Source organism: Devosia sp. A369, assembly GCF_054489345.1.
Window position 1 is genome coordinate 44685 of the sequence record NZ_JBTMWV010000009.1, and the last position, 16991, is coordinate 61675.

Sequence of the window (16991 nt, forward strand, 5' to 3'; positions counted from 1 at the left end):
ACGTGAAACACATAGGCTTCAAGTGGCGCCGAAATTGAGCCGATAGCTCAGAGCCTCAGCGATATGCGGGCGACCGACACTGTCCACGCCGGCCAGATCGGCCAGAGTGCGGGCTACTTTGAGCACGCGGTGATAGGCGCGGGCCGAGAGGTTGAAGCGCTCGGCGGCTTGCAGCAGCAGCGCCTGACTCTCCTTGTCCGGATTGACCAGAACCTCAATCAGCGTCGCGCTGGCGGCGGCATTGGTGAAGATGCCGGGATGCTCGGCATAACGCTGGCGCTGCCGCACCCTGGCGCGCGCCACCCGCTCGGCCACCACGGCGGAGCTTTCGGCGATGGTGGATGGCATGATCATGTCGGCGGCCGAAACCGCCGGTAGGTCGATGCGGATATCGATGCGGTCAAGGAACGGCCCCGAGATGCGCGCCTGATAATCATCGGCACAGGCCCGGCCACGCTTGCAGGTGTGACCGGGGGTGCCGGCCATGCCGCATTTGCACGGGTTCATCGCCGCGATCAGTTGCACCCGGCTGGGATAGGTGACCCGCGCATTGGCGCGGGCGATGATTGTTTCGCCCGCTTCCAGCGGCTGGCGCAGGCTGTCCAGCACGCTGGGGGCAAATTCGGGCAGTTCATCGAGAAACAGCACGCCATTATGCGCCAGGCTCACCTCGCCCGGTTTCACCCGCAAGCCACCGCCGACCAGTGCCGCCATCGAGGCCGAGTGATGCGGGGCGCGGAATGGTCGGCGATCCGACAGCGCGCCGCCGACCAAAGCGCCGGCAATCGACTGGATCATCGAGATATCGAGCAGTTCACGCGGTTCAAGCGGCGGCAGGATCGAGGGCAGGCGTGCCGCCAGCATGGATTTGCCGGCGCCGGGCGGGCCGATCATCAGCATATTGTGGCCACCGGCTGCTGCCACTTCCAGCGCCCGCCGCGCCACCAACTGGCCGCGCACGTCGCTGAGATCGGGCAGGCCCTCGGGCGCCGGGCGCTTGCGGGGCGTTGGCCGCGCCGCCAATTGATGGCCGGTGAGGTGATTGACCAGCGCCAACAGGCTTTCGGCGGCGATGATATCGAGCCCATCACCTGCCCAGGCGGCCTCGGCGCCCGAGGGGGCGGCGCAGATCAGCCCCAGATCGCGGCTCTGTGCGGCAATCGCCGCTGGCAAGATGCCACCGACATGGGCGAGGCGGCCGTCGAGCCCCAATTCGCCCAGCGCCAGATAGCCGTCCAGCGCGTCCTGCGGAATGGCGCCGATGGCGGCCATGATGCCGAGCGCAATGGGCAGATCGTAATGACTGCCCTCCTTGGGCAGGTCGGCCGGCGCCAGATTGACCACGATGCGCTTGGGCGGCAGGCCGAGCCCCGAGGCGATCAGCGCGGCGCGGACCCGTTCGCCGGATTCATTGACTGCCTTGTCGGGCAGGCCGACCAGAATGATTTTCGGCAGGCCGGGCGCGATCTGCACCTGCACATCGACCGGCACCGCCTCGATGCCTTGAAACGCGACTGTCGCTACGCGGGTGACCATCGTCCATGCCCCAAGCCCCAAGCCCCGCCGCAGAGTAGCAAAGCAAACCGAGGCTCACAAGAACGTAAAGCGAACGAAATACGGCATGTTAACCACGCCGCTTGCCACATAGGTAAACCTAATCCTCCGTTAACCGCGCCATGTTGAATCAAAGGCTCAGTCAGTCTTGCGTAGAGTTGTGATCCGATGCTTGCCAGCCGGCCTTTTCCCTCGTTTTCTGCGATCGCAAAGGGCACGGTTTCGGCCATGCTGGCCGCAATATTGGTCGCCTGTTCGTCCGGCGGCGGGCTGTATGGCCCGATCCAGGGCGATAACCGCCCCCATTCGGGCGTCGACCGGGCCAGGGCGATGCCGATCCAGGGGATCGACGTGGCGCGCTATCAGGAAAATGTCGATTTCCGACAGGCGTTTCAGTCCGGCATCCATTTCGTCTTCATGAAGGCGACCGAGGGCAAGGACTATATCGACCCCAATTTCCGGGTGAACTGGGTGCGGGCGCGCGAAGCCGGCATGCCGCGCGGCGCCTATCACTTCATGACCTGGTGCTCGCTGGCCTCCGAGCAGGCGGCCTGGTTCGTGCAGAATGTGCCCAATGATTTCGATGCGCTGCCGCCGGTGCTGGATCTAGAATGGAACAACCATTCGAGCTGCAAAAACAAGCCAAGCCGCGCCGATGCGCTGGAAAAGATCCGCGTCATGCTCGACGCCATGGAGCGCCATACCGGCAAGCTGCCGATCATCTATACCGACATGAACTTCCACCGCGACGTGCTCGACGGCGCTTATTTCCCCAATGCGTTCTGGCTGCGCTCGACCGCTGCCGAGCCGCATGAGCGCTATGGCAACCGCACCTGGACCTTCTGGCAGTGGACGCAGACCGGCGTGGTGCGCGGCGTGCGCGGCGAGGTGGATCGCAATGCCTTCTACGGCAACCAGAATGACTGGATCACCTTCCTGCTGACCGGCTGCGATCCGCGCGCCATTGCCTCATTGGGGCCGACTGGCCGGTGCCAGTCGGCGAAATAGGACTTGGTTAGCGCCCGCGCCACATGCGGGCGCGGCCATAATCGACGACCTCGGCATCGGCCTCGGGCTGATACAGCACCGAGTTGACGGTGACGGGTCCCTGCTCGGAATCATAGGTGAATTCCTGCTCGTCGCGCATGCCGAGCAGCGCCAGCCCATGCAGCGAGCGCAGGGAAATGGTCTGGCCGATGACTTCGCGCGCGGCGCCGAGCACCAGTTTATGTTCAAGCCAACGGCCATCGCCGACGCGATAGCGGACCTGGCTGTTCATGGTGACCACGGTAGGGTCGATCATCTCGGAGTCCACAACATCGGACTGGACGAGCTTTTGCCGAAGCAGATCGAAATAGCCGCGTTCTCCTGAGGGGCGCGCCATGGCGATGCCGCGCAGAATGGCATAATCCCGATCGGTCATGACGAACTGGGGCGAGTCCGACATTTTATGAGGCTCCTTAACAGCTGAAATGAAACAGGGAATGGGCGCCGCGCCAGGGAGGGCGCGGCGCCAGTCAATCAGGGCTTGCTGGTGCCGAGCGCCGTCAGCACGCGGGCGCGATCGTCAAGAGCGCGCAGGCGGATGGTCATGGTTTCGGTCTTGACCGGGGTCTGCGGCGGCAGCTTGTATTCCAGATCGGGTAGCACCGACTTGACCCAATCGGTGAAGCGCTGCAGCTTGTGCGCGCCGCTAATGGGCAGGGTGACGGCATATTTGAAGGTCATAATCGAATTATCCATACAAACGCATCGCCGCATCCCGGCGTCGGCAAGACGCGGGTGCTACGGACGATGACAACTGACCCGCGGAAAGCGGGTGCAAAATCAGCGGAAAATTAGGGACTTATCCTGGCCCGGCCCTTGCAACGCAGGTGGCCGAACCAGGTCACACACCTCGAAGGAGGCGGATCCGGTGCTGCTGGCGATGATCGGAACGATTGGCGCGCATGCCCATATCAAAGCAGAACGCGGCGGAAAGTCAAATCACTGCCGGCATACATGCCGGATCGGCTTGCCAGCCCTCAGGGTCGGGACTAGCCTTCGCCTATTATGAACCGGGCAAATTTGCCCGAGGAGGACTGAAATGGCCAAGGGTCAGATGCGCAGCAACAAAGAAGCCAAGAAACCCAAAAAGGACAAGATCGTCGCCGCCAAGCCGATCACCGGTCTGGGCTCGGGTAGCGCTGGCAACGCCAAGAAGTAAGCGTCCCAATCGCGACAGATGTGGCGGTCGACAGGGGTCGGCCGCCTTTTTTTTGTGGCCAGGCGTCAGGATGCGAGGCTGGGGGCCATCGACACTAGAATGTCCGTGCGCGGCACGCTGCCGTGGCTGGAACTGGCGGCCAGCATGGCCAGGATCATCAGGGCGATAACGGTAGCGATACGCACAGGCTCGGTCCTCCAGCAGAAGGTCTGAGCCCATCAACTGCGCCTTGGCGCTGCGGCGGTCAATGCCAGCGTTAAGACTTGCTTAACGGTGCAATTTTAGCGAATTTTCGAGGGTGTTCAGCCCGCCGTATGGCCGAGCAACCCGCTGGACTGGATCCCGTCAAAGACAAACTGCACCGCCAGCGCGGCCAGCAGGATGCCGACGACGCGCGACACCACCGCCAGCCCGGTGACCCCGAGCACGCGCTGGATCGGAATCGCCACCAGCAGCGTCAGCCAGGCCAGAAACAGGATCACCACCACCGCCAGCAACACCGACCAATATTCCAGATTGGTCTTGGTGCCGGTGGTCAGCAGGATCACTGCGCTGATGGCACCGGGGCCGGCGAGCAGGGGCATGGCCAGCGGAAACACGGCGATATCCTGGCGCTGGCGGGCCTCCACCTCTTCCTCGTCAGTGGTGCCGGTGCCGCCCGAATGGCGGGCGAACACCATGTCGATAGCGATCAAAAACAGCAGCAGGCCGCCGGCGGTACGCAGCGCCGGAATGGTGATGCCGAAGACTTCGAGGATCGGATTGCCCAGCACGCCGAAGAGCAACAGGATGATGCCGGCGATGATGACGCCACGCGTGGCGAAGGCAAAACGCTGCTTGGAGGTGTGATGCTTGGTCAGCGCCGCGAAGATAAAGGCGATATCGGCCACGCCCACAGTGGCGAACAGCGTCGCGAAGGCGACGAAAAAGGTAGTTGTGGGCATGACGCCGGTCCCCTCAGAGCGAGATAGACCTAGCGTTTTCGTGACCGTTTGGCGACCCCCTGCCGCGGGCCTGCTGTCGCCGGGTCAGACCATGCGTGCCGCGGTCGCCAGGCCGGCCAGCAACAGCAGGCCAAACCCGTCGATCCAGCCCCGCGAGCGGCTCAGCCAATCGGCTTTCGGCCGTGTTGTCGGCAGAAACCGCAGCAGCCAGACGGCGCCGTAGAGCACCCATACGGTGAAAAACGCCACCATCAGCAGATCGGCCCAACCGGAGCGGTTGAAGCCAACCATGATGCGGGTGATGCCGGCGCCGAGCAGGATCGACAGCAGATAGGCGCCGACTACGACCAGCGAGTTCCGCCAATAGGGCAGGGTCAGCCGCTGGTCGACCGGCAGGGTGCGGCGCCAGCGGCGGAACAGAAACCAGCCGACGCCGCCCAGTATCGTCGTCAGCAGCAGATACATCAGGCGCGGCGCTTTTCGATGGCGTCCCAGATCATCACGGCAATGTCCGGCCCGCCGAAGCGCTTGATCTCGCGGATGCCGGTGGGCGAGGTGACGTTGATCTCGGTGAGGTAGTCGCCGATGACGTCGATGCCGACAAAGATCATGCCGCGTTCCTTAAGCGCCGGGGCGATGGTGGCGCAGATTTCCAACTCGCGCGCGGTGAGCGGGCTCAGCTCGGGGCGGCCGCCGACATGCATGTTGGAACGCGCTTCGCCATCGGCGGGAACGCGGTTGAGGCCGGCAATCGGCTCGCCATCAATGATGATGATCCGCTTGTCGCCCTTGCGCACGTCGGGCAGGTATTTCTGGATCATGAAGGGTTCGCGATAGTTCTGCTCGAACAGTTCCAGCAGGCTAACCAGATTGTGGTCGCCCTCCTGGATGAAGAACACGCCGGCCCCGCCATTGCCGTAGAGCGGCTTGACGATGATGTTGCCATGCTCCTTGCGGAACTCATGGATCAGGCTGCGGTCGCGCGTCACCAAAGTCGGCGGCATCAGCTCGGGAAAATCCATCACCAGGATTTTTTCCGGCGCATTGCGCACCGCAGACGGCGGATTGACCACCAGGGTCTTGGGATGCAGCCGCTCGAGCAGATGGGTGAGCGTGATGTAATTCATGTCGAAAGGCGGATCCTGGCGCATATGGATCACGTCCTGCGTCGACAAATCGACCCGGCTGGCCTCGCCGAGCTGGTAATGTTCGCCCTTGGGCTTGTCGAAGACGCGGATCGGGGCGGCTAGTGCCGACACCACATTGCCGCGCAGCGCCAGCGTATCGGGCGTGTAATGCAGCAGCTCGTGGCCGCGCGCTTGCGCCTCCAGCATCATGGCGAAGGTGGAGTCGCCGAGGGGATTGATGGTGGCGACATGGTCCATCTGAACCGCGACTTTGAGCATTTTTGGCCCTTTTTGATCTGTGGTCGGGCGGCCGGAGCTTCAGCTGGCCGCATCGAAGGCGTTGATGACATGGCGCGGCCATCTGCCTTGTGCAAGGAAAATTACATCGAAGCGGCAGTTCGCCTGTGCTGCGGCGGGGTGGCGGGCCAGCCAATATTGCGCGGCGCGGGTGATGCGCGACTGGTTGACCGACGCCAGCGTCTCGGCTTCGCTGGATGCCTGACGGCGCGCCTTGACCTCGACAAAGACGATGGTGCCGAAGCGGCTGGCGATCAGGTCGATTTCGCCGACCGGGGTTTTGTAGCGTTGCGCGATGATGCGGTAAAATTGCAGGCGCAGCAGCCAGGCCGCCAGCAACTCGCCGCGCTGGCCGCCCTGGTAAGCCTTGATGCGCGCCTTACTTTTCGGCTTTAAGGGCGAGGGCGGCATCATAGACCTCCTTGCGCTTGAGCCCATATTGCTTGGTCACGTCATCGACGGCGACGCGCAGCGGCTGGTCAGCCATCGCTGCCAGCAGAGCCGCCTGCCATTCGTCGGCGTCGGGAGCGGTGGGCGCGGCGGCGCCGGCGACGACAATGACGGCTTCGCCCTTGGTTTCGGTGTCGGCAAAGGCAGCAGCCAGCGCGGGCAGGGTGCCGCGATGCACCCGCTCGAAGCGCTTGGTCAGTTCGAGCGCCACCGCGGCTTGGCGGTCTCCCCACAATTCAGCCATCGCCGCCAGCGTGTCGTCCAAGCGGCGCGGGCTTTCGTAGAACACCAGCGTTTCACGTGAATCCGTCAGCGCCTTGAGCGCATTGACGCGGGCGCCGGCCTTGGGCGGCAAAAAGCCGTGAAAGGCGAAGGCGTCGGTGGGCAGGCCCGCCACCACCAGCGCCGACAGCAGCGCCGAGGCGCCGGGAATGGGGAAGACCGGCTGGCCGGCTTCAGCGAGAGCGCGGATCAGCGGGAAACCGGGGTCGGACAGCAGCGGCGTGCCCGCGTCGGAAATCAGCGCGATGGCTTCGCCGGCGGCGACGCGGCGGACGATGTCCTCGGCCTTGGCCCGCTCATTGTGCTCATGCAGCGCCACGCGGCGCCCCTTGATGCCGTAGTGATCAAGCAGGCGGGCCGATTGCCTCGTGTCCTCGCACAGCACCACAGAGGCGGCCGCCAGCGTTTCCAGCGCGCGAATCGTGATGTCGCGCAGATTGCCGATCGGGGTAGCGACGACATAGAGGCCAGGCGCCAGTGGCGGGGCGGCAAATGTGGTGCCGGCGATGAAATAGCCCGAATTGGTGTCCGACATGCCCATTCCGCTGGTTGAGAATTGGTTAAGCAATTGCTGCCAAGTGTTAACAGACTGCTAGCATTGAGAGGCCCGAAAATGCGGATTTTCGGAAACATCGCCACTGCCATAGCACGCGGCGTCGGATCGGCGCTGCTGGTTTTGCTGGCCGCCTGTGCGCCGCTGCAACTCGGCTCCCGGGTGCTGGATTTTGGTGGCCCGGTGGGAACGCCCGACCAGCCGGGCCAGATGACGCCGAACCAGCCCCTGCAACCGAGCGGGCCGAGCCAGAGTTTTGGCCGCGGACCGGTGCCGGTGACGCTGTTGCTGCCGCTCTCGGGCGATCCCGGCATCGCCAGTGTCGGCCAGTCACTGGCCAATGCCAGCCGGCTGGCGATCAGCTTCATCGAGGCCAATCCCAATATCGCGGAAAACATCACCATCACCCTGCGCGACAGCGGCACCAGCGTGCAGGGCGCGACGGCGGCGGCCAGTGCGGCGGTGAGCAGCGGGGCCAAATTGATCCTGGGGCCCTTGCGCGCCGAGCAGGTGACGGCAGCCGGCGCGGTGGCGCGTTCGGGTGGGGTGCCGCTGATCGGCTTTTCCAACAATCCGATAGCGGCGAGCCCGGGCGTGTATTTGCTCAGCGTCTTGCCAGACATGGAGATGAAGCGCTCGCTCAACTGGCTCAAGACGCAGGGCAGACGCGGCATTGCCGGGGTGTTCCCGACCAGTGAGTTCGGCCAGGCGCAGCAGACAGCGTTCCGCCAACAGGCCATTGCCGCAGGCTATGCGCCCAATGCGGTCTATAGTTTCTCGTCAGTCGGGGAAGCCCAGCAGATCATCAATCAGGCGCTGCCCGAGATCAAAAAGGGCATGATCGACACGCTGTTCCTGCCCGACCGCGCCACCGCGCCGAATTTTGGCCTGCTGCTGGCGCAGGCCGGGGTGACGCCGGAGATGGTGCAAATCGTCGGCTCGGCCGATTGGGAGGGCGATCCGAGCATCGCCAGCAGCAGCGCCTTGGTGGGCGCGATCTATCCCAGTGTCGACCCGGCCGGCATGGCGGCAATCAGCGGCGATTATCAGCGCCAGTTCGGCGGTCAGCCGCACGCGCTGGCCACCCTCGCCTATACCGCAACCATCCTGGCCAATGTGAACACGCTGTCGATGGCCAATCCGCCCTATAATCCGGTGCTGCTGACCAGCCCGCAGGGGTTCAATGGGCGCGACGGGGTGTTCCGGTTTTTGGGCAATGGGCGCAGCGAATACGCGCTGGCGATCAAGCGTCTGGCGCCGGGCGGGGCGCAGATGCTGGAGGCCGCGGGCTCTAAGCGTCTGTCCGGCGCCTGACCTCAGCCAACGCAACCTCGACATCTACCATCGCATTGTTCAAGGCCAGTTTGGCAGCATCGAGAGCCATTGCAGCGTTGTGTAGCGATTTTCCCGACGAGTAGGGTCCTGCTGGCGGAAAATCCGACAGCGGCGACGGAACAATTTCTGGAAAAGTCCTACCCTGCTTGACATCCGCAACGCGGCCCGGGTTTACGCCAAACCACGCTGCGATGTCATGATTTCTGTCGCCTCTCAGCAGCATACCTTTTACGACTGCAGCATCAGTATCAGACAAGCGAATTCCGCTATTCTCTGCCTTCATCCCGCATCTCCATTCATGCGAGATGCATTATTGCCCGTTGCAGTTTAGATTCCAATATACTTTGGAGTCTTGCTTAAGCCGCCAGGTCGGCGACCACGGCGTCGAGCACCGGAAAGCCCTTTTCCGTCACGCGGATATTGCCATTCGGCAGGGTTTCCACAAAGCCGTAGCCCTTGAGGGTATCGATCTGGCGCTTGGAAATCTGGCGACCGGAGAGGGCGGTGAAGCGGGCGGGGGAGATGCCCTCCTTGAGGCGCAGCCCCATCACCAAAAATTCGTCGCCCTGTTCTTCCCAGGTGAGCACATCGTCCACCACCAGGCCGTGCCCCTTGTCGACGACCTTTTTCTGCCAGTCGAAGGGCATTTTTTCGGCGGCGGTGGCGTGGCGCTGATTGTTGATCATCAGGCGGCCATGAGCGCCCGGACCGATGCCGGCATATTCGCCATAGCGCCAATACAGCATGTTATGGCGGCTTTCCTGGCCGGGGCGGGCGTGATTGGAAATCTCGTAGGCTGGCAGGCCAGCTTCGGCCGTCAGCTCCTGGGTCATTTCATAGAAATCGGCGGCCAGATCTTCGTCCGGCAGCTTGAGCTTGCCGGCCTGCTGCAGATCGAAATAGCGCGTACCCTGCTCGATGGTGAGCTGGTAGAGGCTGAGATGGCCGCGCGCCATCCACAGCGCTTCCTTGAGCTCGTCTTCCCAATCATGCAGCGTCTGGCGCGGACGGGCATAGATCAGATCGAAGCTCGAGCGCTCGAACACCGATTGCGCGATGCGCACGGCGGCGATAGCTTCGTCGACGGTGTGACGGCGGCCCAGTTCGGCCAGCGGGCCGGGGCGCAGTGACTGCACGCCCAGCGAGACGCGATTGATGCCGGCGGCGCGGTAGCCCTTGAAGCGGTCGACTTCGACGCTGGTCGGATTGGCCTCCAGCGTGATCTCGGCATTGGCGTCCATGGTCCAATGCTTGGCGATGGCGTCGATGATGCGCGCCGTCGAGTGCGGGTTCATCAGCGACGGCGTGCCGCCGCCGAAAAAGATCGACTGCACGACGCGGCCCGGCGCCATGGCGGCAGCGGTGGCGATTTCGCGCTCATAGGCGGCGACATAGTCGATTTCGTCGAAGGCGCCGCGATGGACATGCGAGTTGAAGTCGCAATAGGGGCACTTGGCCGCGCAGAAGGGCCAATGCACATAGACCCCGAACATGTCGTTGGGGTTAGCGCTCAATCTGGTTCTCCACGAACAGGGCGAAAGCGCGGGCGCGATGGCTCAGGCCCTGCTGACCGGGGGTCCAACTGTGCTTCATGTCCGGCGGCATCTGGCCAAAGGTGATGTCGTAGCCGGCGGGCATGAACATCGGGTCATAGCCATGGCCCTGCTCGCCGCGCGGCGGCCAGACCAGGGTGCCGTCGCATTTGCCGACATAAAGCACGTCGCGGCCATCGGGATGGGCGAGGCAGAGCGTGGCATTGAACGAGGCCTTGCGGCGCGACGGCTCGGTAGCATTGGCGGCCTGCAGCGCATCTTCGACGCGCTTCATGGCGCGGTTGAAATCGCGCGGCACGCCGGCCCAGTCAGCGGTGTAAACCCCGGGATCGCCATTCAGCGCATCGACGCACAGCCCCGAATCATCGCTTAGCGCGATCATGCCGGCGCCTTGCGCGGCGGCATGGGCCTTGGTGCGGGCGTTCTCGGCAAACGTCGTGCCGGTTTCGTCAGGCTCGGGCAGGCCGAGTTCGCCGGCCGATACCAGCTCAAGACCAAACGGGGCGAACAGCTCCTGGAATTCCTTGAGCTTGCCGACATTGTGGGTGGCGAGGACCAGACGGTCGCCTTCGCGGAGTTTTGCAATACTGGTCATCGTGCGGTTGACCCTCCGAGGGCGGTCTTGCGGGTTTCGCTCTTCGTCCGACCCGCAGCGGGGCGAGGCGACAGATCGAGGGCGCGGGTAATGTCATGCCAGATCGCGCAAGTCTCCGCCGACACCACACGGTCTGCCTCGCCCGCCTGGGGCGCAGGCCGCGGTGAAGGGGCGGCTTTTTTGCGCGTAAAGAACTTCATGCGGTCAGCGCCGTCTGTTGCAGCAGGGTCAAATCGGCAATGCCCTGCTCGGCTAGCGTCATCAGGCTGTTCAGCTCGTCGCGGCTGAACGGGACCTGTTCGGCAGTGCCCTGGATTTCAACGAATTTGCCCGAGCCGGTCATGACGAAATTGGCGTCGGTATGGGCTTCGACGTCCTCGAGATAATCGAGGTCGAGCACCGGGGTGCCGCGATAGATGCCGCAGGAGACGGCGGCGACCGAATCACGCAGCGCCTTGCCCTTGGTCAGCTTGCGCTCATCCATCCAGGCAATAGCATCGGCCAGCGCCACATAAGCGCCGGTGATCGCCGCGGTGCGGGTGCCGCCATCGGCTTCGAGCACGTCGCAGTCGATGGTAATCTGGTTTTCGCCCAGCAGCTGCATATCGACCACGGCGCGCAGGCTGCGGCCGATCAGGCGCTGGATTTCCTGGGTGCGGCCGGTCTGCTTGCCGGCGCTGGCTTCGCGGCGGGTGCGCGAACCAGTGGCGCGGGGCAGCATGCCATATTCGGCGGTGACCCAGCCCTGGCCCTTGCCGCGCAGCCAGCCGGGCAGGCTGGTTTCGACCGAGGCGGTGACCAGCACCTTGGTATTGCCGAACGAGACGAGGCAGGAGCCCTCCGCCTTCATGGCGACTTTGCGCTCAATGCTGACTGCGCGCATCTGATGGGGCTCACGTCCGGAAGGGCGCATTAGGATTCCACGAAAAATTACTGTTAACCGCCTCTTAACCCTCCTCGCCCCGGCTCACAAGCACTGGCGGCTTGGCGCGCAGCAGCAATGCGCTTAAATGAGAGCGCAGGGTTAAAGTGAACGATTTTATCGAAAGCCGCATAGTGAAGCCGCAAGAAGACTTTCTGAGCGTGCTCAACGCCCGCAGTCAGGACATATTCAAGAAGATCGTCGAGCGTTATCTCGAGACCGGCTCGCCCGTGGGATCACGCGATCTCAGCCGCATGCTGCAGACCGGGCTGTCGCCGGCCTCGGTGCGCAATGTCATGGCGGACCTCGAAGATCTCGGGCTGATCGCCGCGCCGCATACCTCGGCCGGGCGCGCGCCGACCCAGGAAGGGCTGAGGTTTTTCGTCGATGCCATGCTCGAAGTTGGCTCGGTCAATGAGAGCGAGCGCGCCCAGATTGCGCACTCCATCGAAGGCCAGCAGCGCGGCCAGGTGGAAGATGTTCTCACGGAGGCCAGCCAATTGCTCTCCGGCCTCAGCCAGGGCGCCGGCGTGGTGATCGCCACCAAGGCCGACGTGGTGCTGCGCCATATCGAATTCGTGCGGCTCGACGCCACCCGCGCCATGGCCATTCTGGTCGGGCAGGACGGGCAGGTGGAAAACCGCATCATGGATATTCCGCCGGGGCTCACCGCCGGAGTGCTGACCCAGGCCGGCAATTATCTGGCCCATCATGTGGTGGGGCGCACCATTGCCGAGGCGCGCAAGGCGCTGGCTGACCGGCAGGCCGAACAGCGCGCCGAGCTGGATGAACTGACGCAGAAGCTGGTGGATGCCGGCATCGCCACGCTGGGCCAGGCTTCGGCCAATAGCCAGCCGACGGTGATCGTGCGCGGCCGGGCCAATCTGATTAATGACACCATGGCGAGCGATGAGTTGCTGCGCATGCGGCAATTATTCGATGAGCTGGAAAGCAAGGACGGCTTGCTCGACCTGCTCGGCGACGCCGAGAAGGCGCAGGGGGTGCGAATTTTCATCGGCTCGGAAAACAAGCTGTTTTCGCTGTCGGGTTCGTCGGTAATCCTGTCGCCCTATAAGGACGCCAATGACCGCATTGTCGGCGTGCTGGGCGTGATCGGGCCGACGCGGCTGAATTACGCGCGCATCGTGCCGGTGGTGGATTATACCGCAAACGTGATCAGCGCGATGATGGCCAGAAAGCGGACTTAGCGGCGGAGGCTTGAAAATCCGGTCGTATTGGCCGATATGCGGGACAAATCCTTTGACTGTTATGCGGAACAAAACAGATGAGCGACGACAACGCCGCCCCGGGCGAAATGCCTGAAGTCGAAATCCCGGTCGAAGAGACCATTGATCCGGTGGAAGCGCTGCGCGCCGAGAATGCCGAGCTCAAGGATCGCGTGCTGCGGACCATCGCCGAGATGGAAAACCTGCGCAAGCGCACCGAGCGCGACGTGGCCGACACGCGCAGCTATGCCATTGCCGGCTTTGCCCGCGACATGCTGAGCGCCACCGATGCGCTGAACCGCGCGCTGGTAATGCTGCCGGAAGGCACCCGCGAATCCGAAGACCCGACGGTCAAATCGCTGATCGAAGGCATCGAGATGACCGAGCGCGAAATGCAGCGCCTGCTGGCCAAGCATGGCGTCGTGCCGATCGAGGCTGAGGGCCTGAAGTTCGATCCGCACAAGCATCAGGCGATGTTTGAAGTGCCGGACGCGACCAAGCCGGAAGGCACTGTGGTGCAGGTGGTGCAGGGCGGTTTCGCCATTGGCGAGCGCGTGTTGCGACCCGCCATGGTCGGCGTCGCCAAGGGCGGTCCGGTTGCGGCTCCCAGCGGCGAGCCGGTCGACAAGAGCGCCTGATTTAGACCAATAGTTTCACGTGAATCCCCGCGAAAGCGGGGATTTTCTTTTGTGGGTTAGCCCAGAATATCCTTGGACTGGATGCGCTCCACGCCGGCTTCAGCCATGGCGGCCCAGGCGGCGGCGAGGCTGCCATTGGTGTCGATGGCGCGGCTGGCGTCGTCAATGACGGTGACGTCGAAGCCGCCGGCGGCGGCGTCGATGGCGGTCCAGCTGACGCAGAAATCGGTGGCGAGGCCGGCGATATAGAGCCGGTCGACTTCGCGTTCATTGAGATAACCGGCGAGGCCGGTCAGCGTCGAGCGGTCGGCTTCCTGGAATCCAGAATAGGAATCAATCAATCGGTTGAAGCCCTTACGGATGATCAGCTGGCCATGCGGCACGTCGAGATCGGCGGACAAGGCCGCGCCGTGGCTGTTCCAGACGCAATGGTCGGGCCACAGCACCTGGGGGCCATAGGGCAGTTCCACCATGTCGTAGGGGGCCTTGCCGGGGTGCTGGCTGGCGAAGGAAATGTGATCGGACGGGTGCCAGTCCTGGGTGAAGATCACATTGCTGAAATGGCGGGCCAGGGTGTTGATCAGCGGCACGATTTCGTCGCCGCCGGCCACCGCCAGACTGCCGCCCGGCAAAAAGTCATTCTGCACATCGACCACGACCAGCACGTCGGTGGGATTGATCTTGATGGTCATTTTCACTCCAGAAATCGTCAGTTTGCAGCAAGAAGGCTTATTGTACCCATTCGGCGCGGATGAGGCCGCGCACGGAATTGCCGAGCCAGACGGCGTCGGCCTTTGGCAAATCATCCAGCGTCAGAATCTGTTCCATCGCGCGACCGGTGGCCAGCAATTCGGCGCGCAGTGTGCCGGGCAAGAGGCCCGAGGATAGTGGCGGGGTCAGCAAGACCCCATCGCGTTCGAGGAACAGGCTGGTGATCGAGCCTTCGGTCAACTCATTGCGTTCATTGCAAAATACCACCTCATCAACGCCCAAAGCCGCCTGGGCGCGCTGGCGCGGTTCGTCGAGCATGGCCCGGTTGGTGGTCTTGTGCAGCAGAAAACGGTTCTGCGAATCCTGGCGTGTATCGGCGATGGCGAAGCGGAACAGGGCCGGATTGGGCGGCAGGGGCACGGCTGTAATGGCCGGGCCGCTGGCGTCGAGGGTGAGCCGTACCCGCATGGCGGCGTCGGTAAAGCTGTCAGCATGATCTGCCAGCATGCTGGCGATTTTCTCGCGGTTTGCTGGCAGTTGGAAATAGCGTGCCGACAATTCGAGCCGGTGCAGGTGACGCTCGAGCAGATCATAGCCGCTACCCGGTTGCCAGAGCAGGGTTTCGATCAGGGTCACCGGTTGGGCCGGTTCGGTGAAAAACGCCATTTTGAGCAGAGCCTCGCGATATTCGTCTTCGGCCTGACTATCGGCGACGATGCCGCCGCCAATGCCGATTTCGCCGTTGCCGTGATTGTCGATGACCGCGGTCCGAATCGCCACATTGAGGGTCAGATCGCCATTGGGGGCGAAGTAGCCGATGGAGCCGGTATAGACGCCGCGCGGTCCGGCTTCGACCTGGTGGATGATTTCCATGGCGCGCAGTTTGGGCGCGCCGGTGATCGAACCGCAGGGGAAGAGATTGGCCAGCAGGTCACTGGTGCTCACCCCCGGGCGGCGCTGGGCGACAATGCCCGAGGTCATGGTGTGCAGCGTGGAAAAGGTTTCGACGGTGAACAGGTCGGTGACCTTGACCGAGCCGATTTCGGCGATGCGGCCGAGGTCGTTGCGCAACAGGTCGACGATCATCAGGTTTTCGGCGCGGTTTTTTTCGTCACTGGCCAAAGCGGCCCGCCCGGCTGCGTCCTCGGCCAGATTGCGGCCGCGCTTGAGCGTGCCCTTCATCGGGCGGGCGCTGAGCTGGCCGGCCCGGCTCGAGACGAAGAGTTCGGGCGAGCGCGACAATATCCAATGGGTGCCAGTGTTGATCAGCGCGCCATAGGCGACCTGCTGTTTGCGCACCAGTTCGCGATACAGCGCCAGCGGATCGCCGTCCAACTGGAAGCCGGCCTTGAAGGTGAGGTTGACCTGGTAGGTATCGCCGGCCGCGATCAGGCTCTTCACGGTGTCGAAGGCCAGGCCATAGGCGGCCTCGTCCATGCGCGGAATGATGTTGCGGGCCGTGCCGGTGCTGATGCCAGCGAGGCGCTGCTCGACCTGTGCCGGGCTCAGGCGTTCGGGGGCGTCGTAAAGGCCGAGCCAGAGCAGGGGGGTGGCGTTGCGCTCTGGTAAAAGGGAGGTGAGGCGCTCCTCGAAGACAAAACCCAGCTCATAGGCGAGATAACCGGCAGCATGCAGGCCCTCGGCATTGGCCGCCTCCAGCCGGGCCAAAGCCGCCCGCACGCCGGCAGCGTCATGGGCGCACAAAATTTCGCGCGGGGCGGTGAACAGCAAATTCTCCCCGGCGGGATCGAGAGTATCGTGGAGCAGCACTGAACCGGGGGCGAACATGGCGGCTTTCTAATGGCTTTTGCCGCGCCCGTCACCGGGTTCGCCGTGCGAAAAAATTGCGGCTGGCCCCATGGCGCCGCTTCCGCTGATTTGGGCCGCCATGCTAAATAGCAGCGCGCCGGCGGCGGAATTGCCACCGGCTTGGGAGACTTCCATGAACTTTAATCTCAAGGGCGGCCTTGCCGCCCTGTCGCTGCTGGCCTTCGTCGTGCCGGCGGCCGCGCAGACTGTCGAATTCACGCTGATCAATAACAGCTCGCAGGCGCTGCATTATTTCTACACCAACCCAAGCAATATGGATGCCTGGGGCGAGGACCTGCTGGGCGAGGACGGCACGCTGGAATCCGGCGAGCAGGTCATAGTCACCATCGGCGATGGCTCGGACCAGTGCCTGTATGATTTCCGCTTCGAGACCGGCGAAGGCTCGATGTTGGAAGTTACCGAGGTCGATATCTGCGAACTCAGCAGCTACACGCTGACCGACTAACCCGCAAAAAAACGCGGTGTCATCCCGGCCTTGAGCCGGGATCCATCCCGAGATGGCTGCACCGGCTTGATCTCAGGATGGGCCCCGGCTCAAGGCCGGGGTGACATCGAGCGTGGGGCGATGTTTTACGACGTCACTCAAGGGGGAGGGTGTCGACTGAGACAATCGCGATAGCCCGGCAACGCCGGTCTCCGCCAATTCACCCCTTTGAGCGCTTGAAGCCATTGGGCGCCCCCCCTATATAGCCAGCAAGCCCAGACACGGGCGTATTCCAGTGCAAGGAACCCGGCCTTCACCGGCCACGGGGCTGCTTCCGAAGCGGA

The 16991-nt window shown here is 63.5% G+C and carries 19 protein-coding genes; 5 read left to right on the forward strand and 14 right to left on the reverse strand.

The window, feature by feature from the left end; all coding sequences use genetic code 11:
* Positions 1–18: 18 nt before the first annotated feature.
* Entirely contained in the window at positions 19–1536 is a 1518-nt protein-coding gene (locus ACX3OZ_RS12830; protein WP_459104645.1) for a YifB family Mg chelatase-like AAA ATPase, read from the reverse strand.
* Between the two features lie 246 nt (positions 1537–1782).
* On the opposite strand from ACX3OZ_RS12830, the gene ACX3OZ_RS12835 reads away from it, so the two are divergent.
* Entirely contained in the window at positions 1783–2562 is a 780-nt protein-coding gene (locus ACX3OZ_RS12835) for a glycoside hydrolase family 25 protein (protein WP_459094150.1), read from the forward strand.
* A gap of 7 nt (positions 2563–2569) precedes the next feature.
* On the opposite strand, the gene ACX3OZ_RS12840 is transcribed toward ACX3OZ_RS12835, so the two are convergent.
* The 7 genes from ACX3OZ_RS12840 to rsmI form a co-directional block, all read right to left on the reverse strand.
* The gene (locus tag ACX3OZ_RS12840) at positions 2570–3001 is read right to left on the reverse strand and encodes a hypothetical protein (protein WP_459094149.1); all 432 of its coding nucleotides are present in this window, start codon (positions 2999–3001) and stop codon (positions 2570–2572) included.
* Positions 3002–3075: 74 nt separating this feature from the next.
* Positions 3076–3297: a hypothetical protein gene (locus ACX3OZ_RS12845; RefSeq protein ID WP_459094148.1), complete on the reverse strand. Its 222-nt coding sequence runs from the start codon at positions 3295–3297 to the stop codon at positions 3076–3078.
* A 765-nt stretch (positions 3298–4062) separates the two neighbouring features.
* On the reverse strand, positions 4063–4704 hold the full coding sequence (locus ACX3OZ_RS12850; protein WP_459094147.1) for a MarC family protein: 642 nt from the start codon (positions 4702–4704) through the stop codon (positions 4063–4065).
* An 84-nt stretch (positions 4705–4788) separates the two neighbouring features.
* On the reverse strand, positions 4789–5169 hold the full coding sequence (locus ACX3OZ_RS12855) for a hypothetical protein (protein WP_459094146.1): 381 nt from the start codon (positions 5167–5169) through the stop codon (positions 4789–4791).
* Entirely contained in the window at positions 5169–6110 is a 942-nt protein-coding gene (gene gshB, locus ACX3OZ_RS12860; RefSeq protein WP_459094145.1) for a glutathione synthase, read from the reverse strand. Before gshB ends, ACX3OZ_RS12855 begins: the two co-directional genes overlap by 1 nt.
* Before the next feature lie 39 nt (positions 6111–6149).
* The gene (locus ACX3OZ_RS12865) at positions 6150–6539 is read right to left on the reverse strand and encodes a YraN family protein (RefSeq protein ID WP_459094144.1); all 390 of its coding nucleotides are present in this window, start codon (positions 6537–6539) and stop codon (positions 6150–6152) included.
* Positions 6508–7395 carry a 16S rRNA (cytidine(1402)-2'-O)-methyltransferase gene (gene rsmI, locus ACX3OZ_RS12870; protein WP_459094143.1) on the reverse strand — a complete coding sequence of 296 codons (888 nt, stop codon included), beginning with the start codon at positions 7393–7395 and terminating at the stop codon, positions 6508–6510. Before rsmI ends, ACX3OZ_RS12865 begins: the two co-directional genes overlap by 32 nt.
* Positions 7396–7473: 78 nt before the next feature.
* Between rsmI and ACX3OZ_RS12875 the strand changes: the two genes are divergently transcribed.
* Positions 7474–8727 (forward strand): penicillin-binding protein activator, encoded by a 1254-nt coding sequence (locus tag ACX3OZ_RS12875; protein WP_459104646.1) that lies wholly within the window; start codon positions 7474–7476, stop codon positions 8725–8727.
* Here the strand turns inward: ACX3OZ_RS12875 and ACX3OZ_RS12880 are convergent.
* The 4 genes from ACX3OZ_RS12880 to rph form a co-directional block, all read right to left on the reverse strand.
* Positions 8705–9031 carry a hypothetical protein gene (locus tag ACX3OZ_RS12880; protein WP_459094141.1) on the reverse strand — a complete coding sequence of 109 codons (327 nt, stop codon included), beginning with the start codon at positions 9029–9031 and terminating at the stop codon, positions 8705–8707. The genes ACX3OZ_RS12875 and ACX3OZ_RS12880 overlap by 23 nt on opposite strands.
* Positions 9032–9104: 73 nt before the next feature.
* Positions 9105–10262 carry a radical SAM family heme chaperone HemW gene (gene hemW, locus ACX3OZ_RS12885; RefSeq protein ID WP_459094140.1) on the reverse strand — a complete coding sequence of 386 codons (1158 nt, stop codon included), beginning with the start codon at positions 10260–10262 and terminating at the stop codon, positions 9105–9107.
* Positions 10252–10896, reverse strand: a complete 645-nt coding sequence (locus ACX3OZ_RS12890; protein ID WP_459104647.1) for a non-canonical purine NTP pyrophosphatase — start codon at positions 10894–10896, stop codon at positions 10252–10254. Before ACX3OZ_RS12890 ends, hemW begins: the two co-directional genes overlap by 11 nt.
* A gap of 196 nt (positions 10897–11092) precedes the next feature.
* Complete coding sequence (rph, locus tag ACX3OZ_RS12895) at positions 11093–11809, reverse strand: ribonuclease PH (RefSeq protein ID WP_459094138.1); 717 nt, start codon at positions 11807–11809, stop codon at positions 11093–11095.
* Positions 11810–11925: 116 nt separating this feature from the next.
* Between rph and hrcA the strand changes: the two genes are divergently transcribed.
* The gene (hrcA, locus tag ACX3OZ_RS12900; protein WP_459094137.1) at positions 11926–13026 is read left to right on the forward strand and encodes a heat-inducible transcriptional repressor HrcA; all 1101 of its coding nucleotides are present in this window, start codon (positions 11926–11928) and stop codon (positions 13024–13026) included.
* 77 nt (positions 13027–13103) lie between these two features.
* Positions 13104–13682 carry a nucleotide exchange factor GrpE gene (grpE, locus tag ACX3OZ_RS12905; protein WP_459094136.1) on the forward strand — a complete coding sequence of 193 codons (579 nt, stop codon included), beginning with the start codon at positions 13104–13106 and terminating at the stop codon, positions 13680–13682.
* Between the two features lie 56 nt (positions 13683–13738).
* Here the strand turns inward: grpE and pncA are convergent, their stop codons facing one another.
* Both pncA and pabB read right to left on the reverse strand, forming a co-directional pair.
* A complete protein-coding gene (gene pncA / locus ACX3OZ_RS12910; RefSeq protein ID WP_459094135.1) occupies positions 13739–14374 on the reverse strand; it encodes a bifunctional nicotinamidase/pyrazinamidase in 636 nt (211 codons plus the stop codon).
* A 37-nt stretch (positions 14375–14411) separates the two neighbouring features.
* Complete coding sequence (pabB, locus tag ACX3OZ_RS12915; RefSeq protein ID WP_459094134.1) at positions 14412–16181, reverse strand: aminodeoxychorismate synthase component I; 1770 nt, start codon at positions 16179–16181, stop codon at positions 14412–14414.
* A 154-nt stretch (positions 16182–16335) separates the two neighbouring features.
* Between pabB and ACX3OZ_RS12920 the strand changes: the two genes are divergently transcribed.
* Entirely contained in the window at positions 16336–16668 is a 333-nt protein-coding gene (locus ACX3OZ_RS12920; RefSeq protein ID WP_459104648.1) for a hypothetical protein, read from the forward strand.
* Positions 16669–16991: the final 323 nt, after the last annotated feature.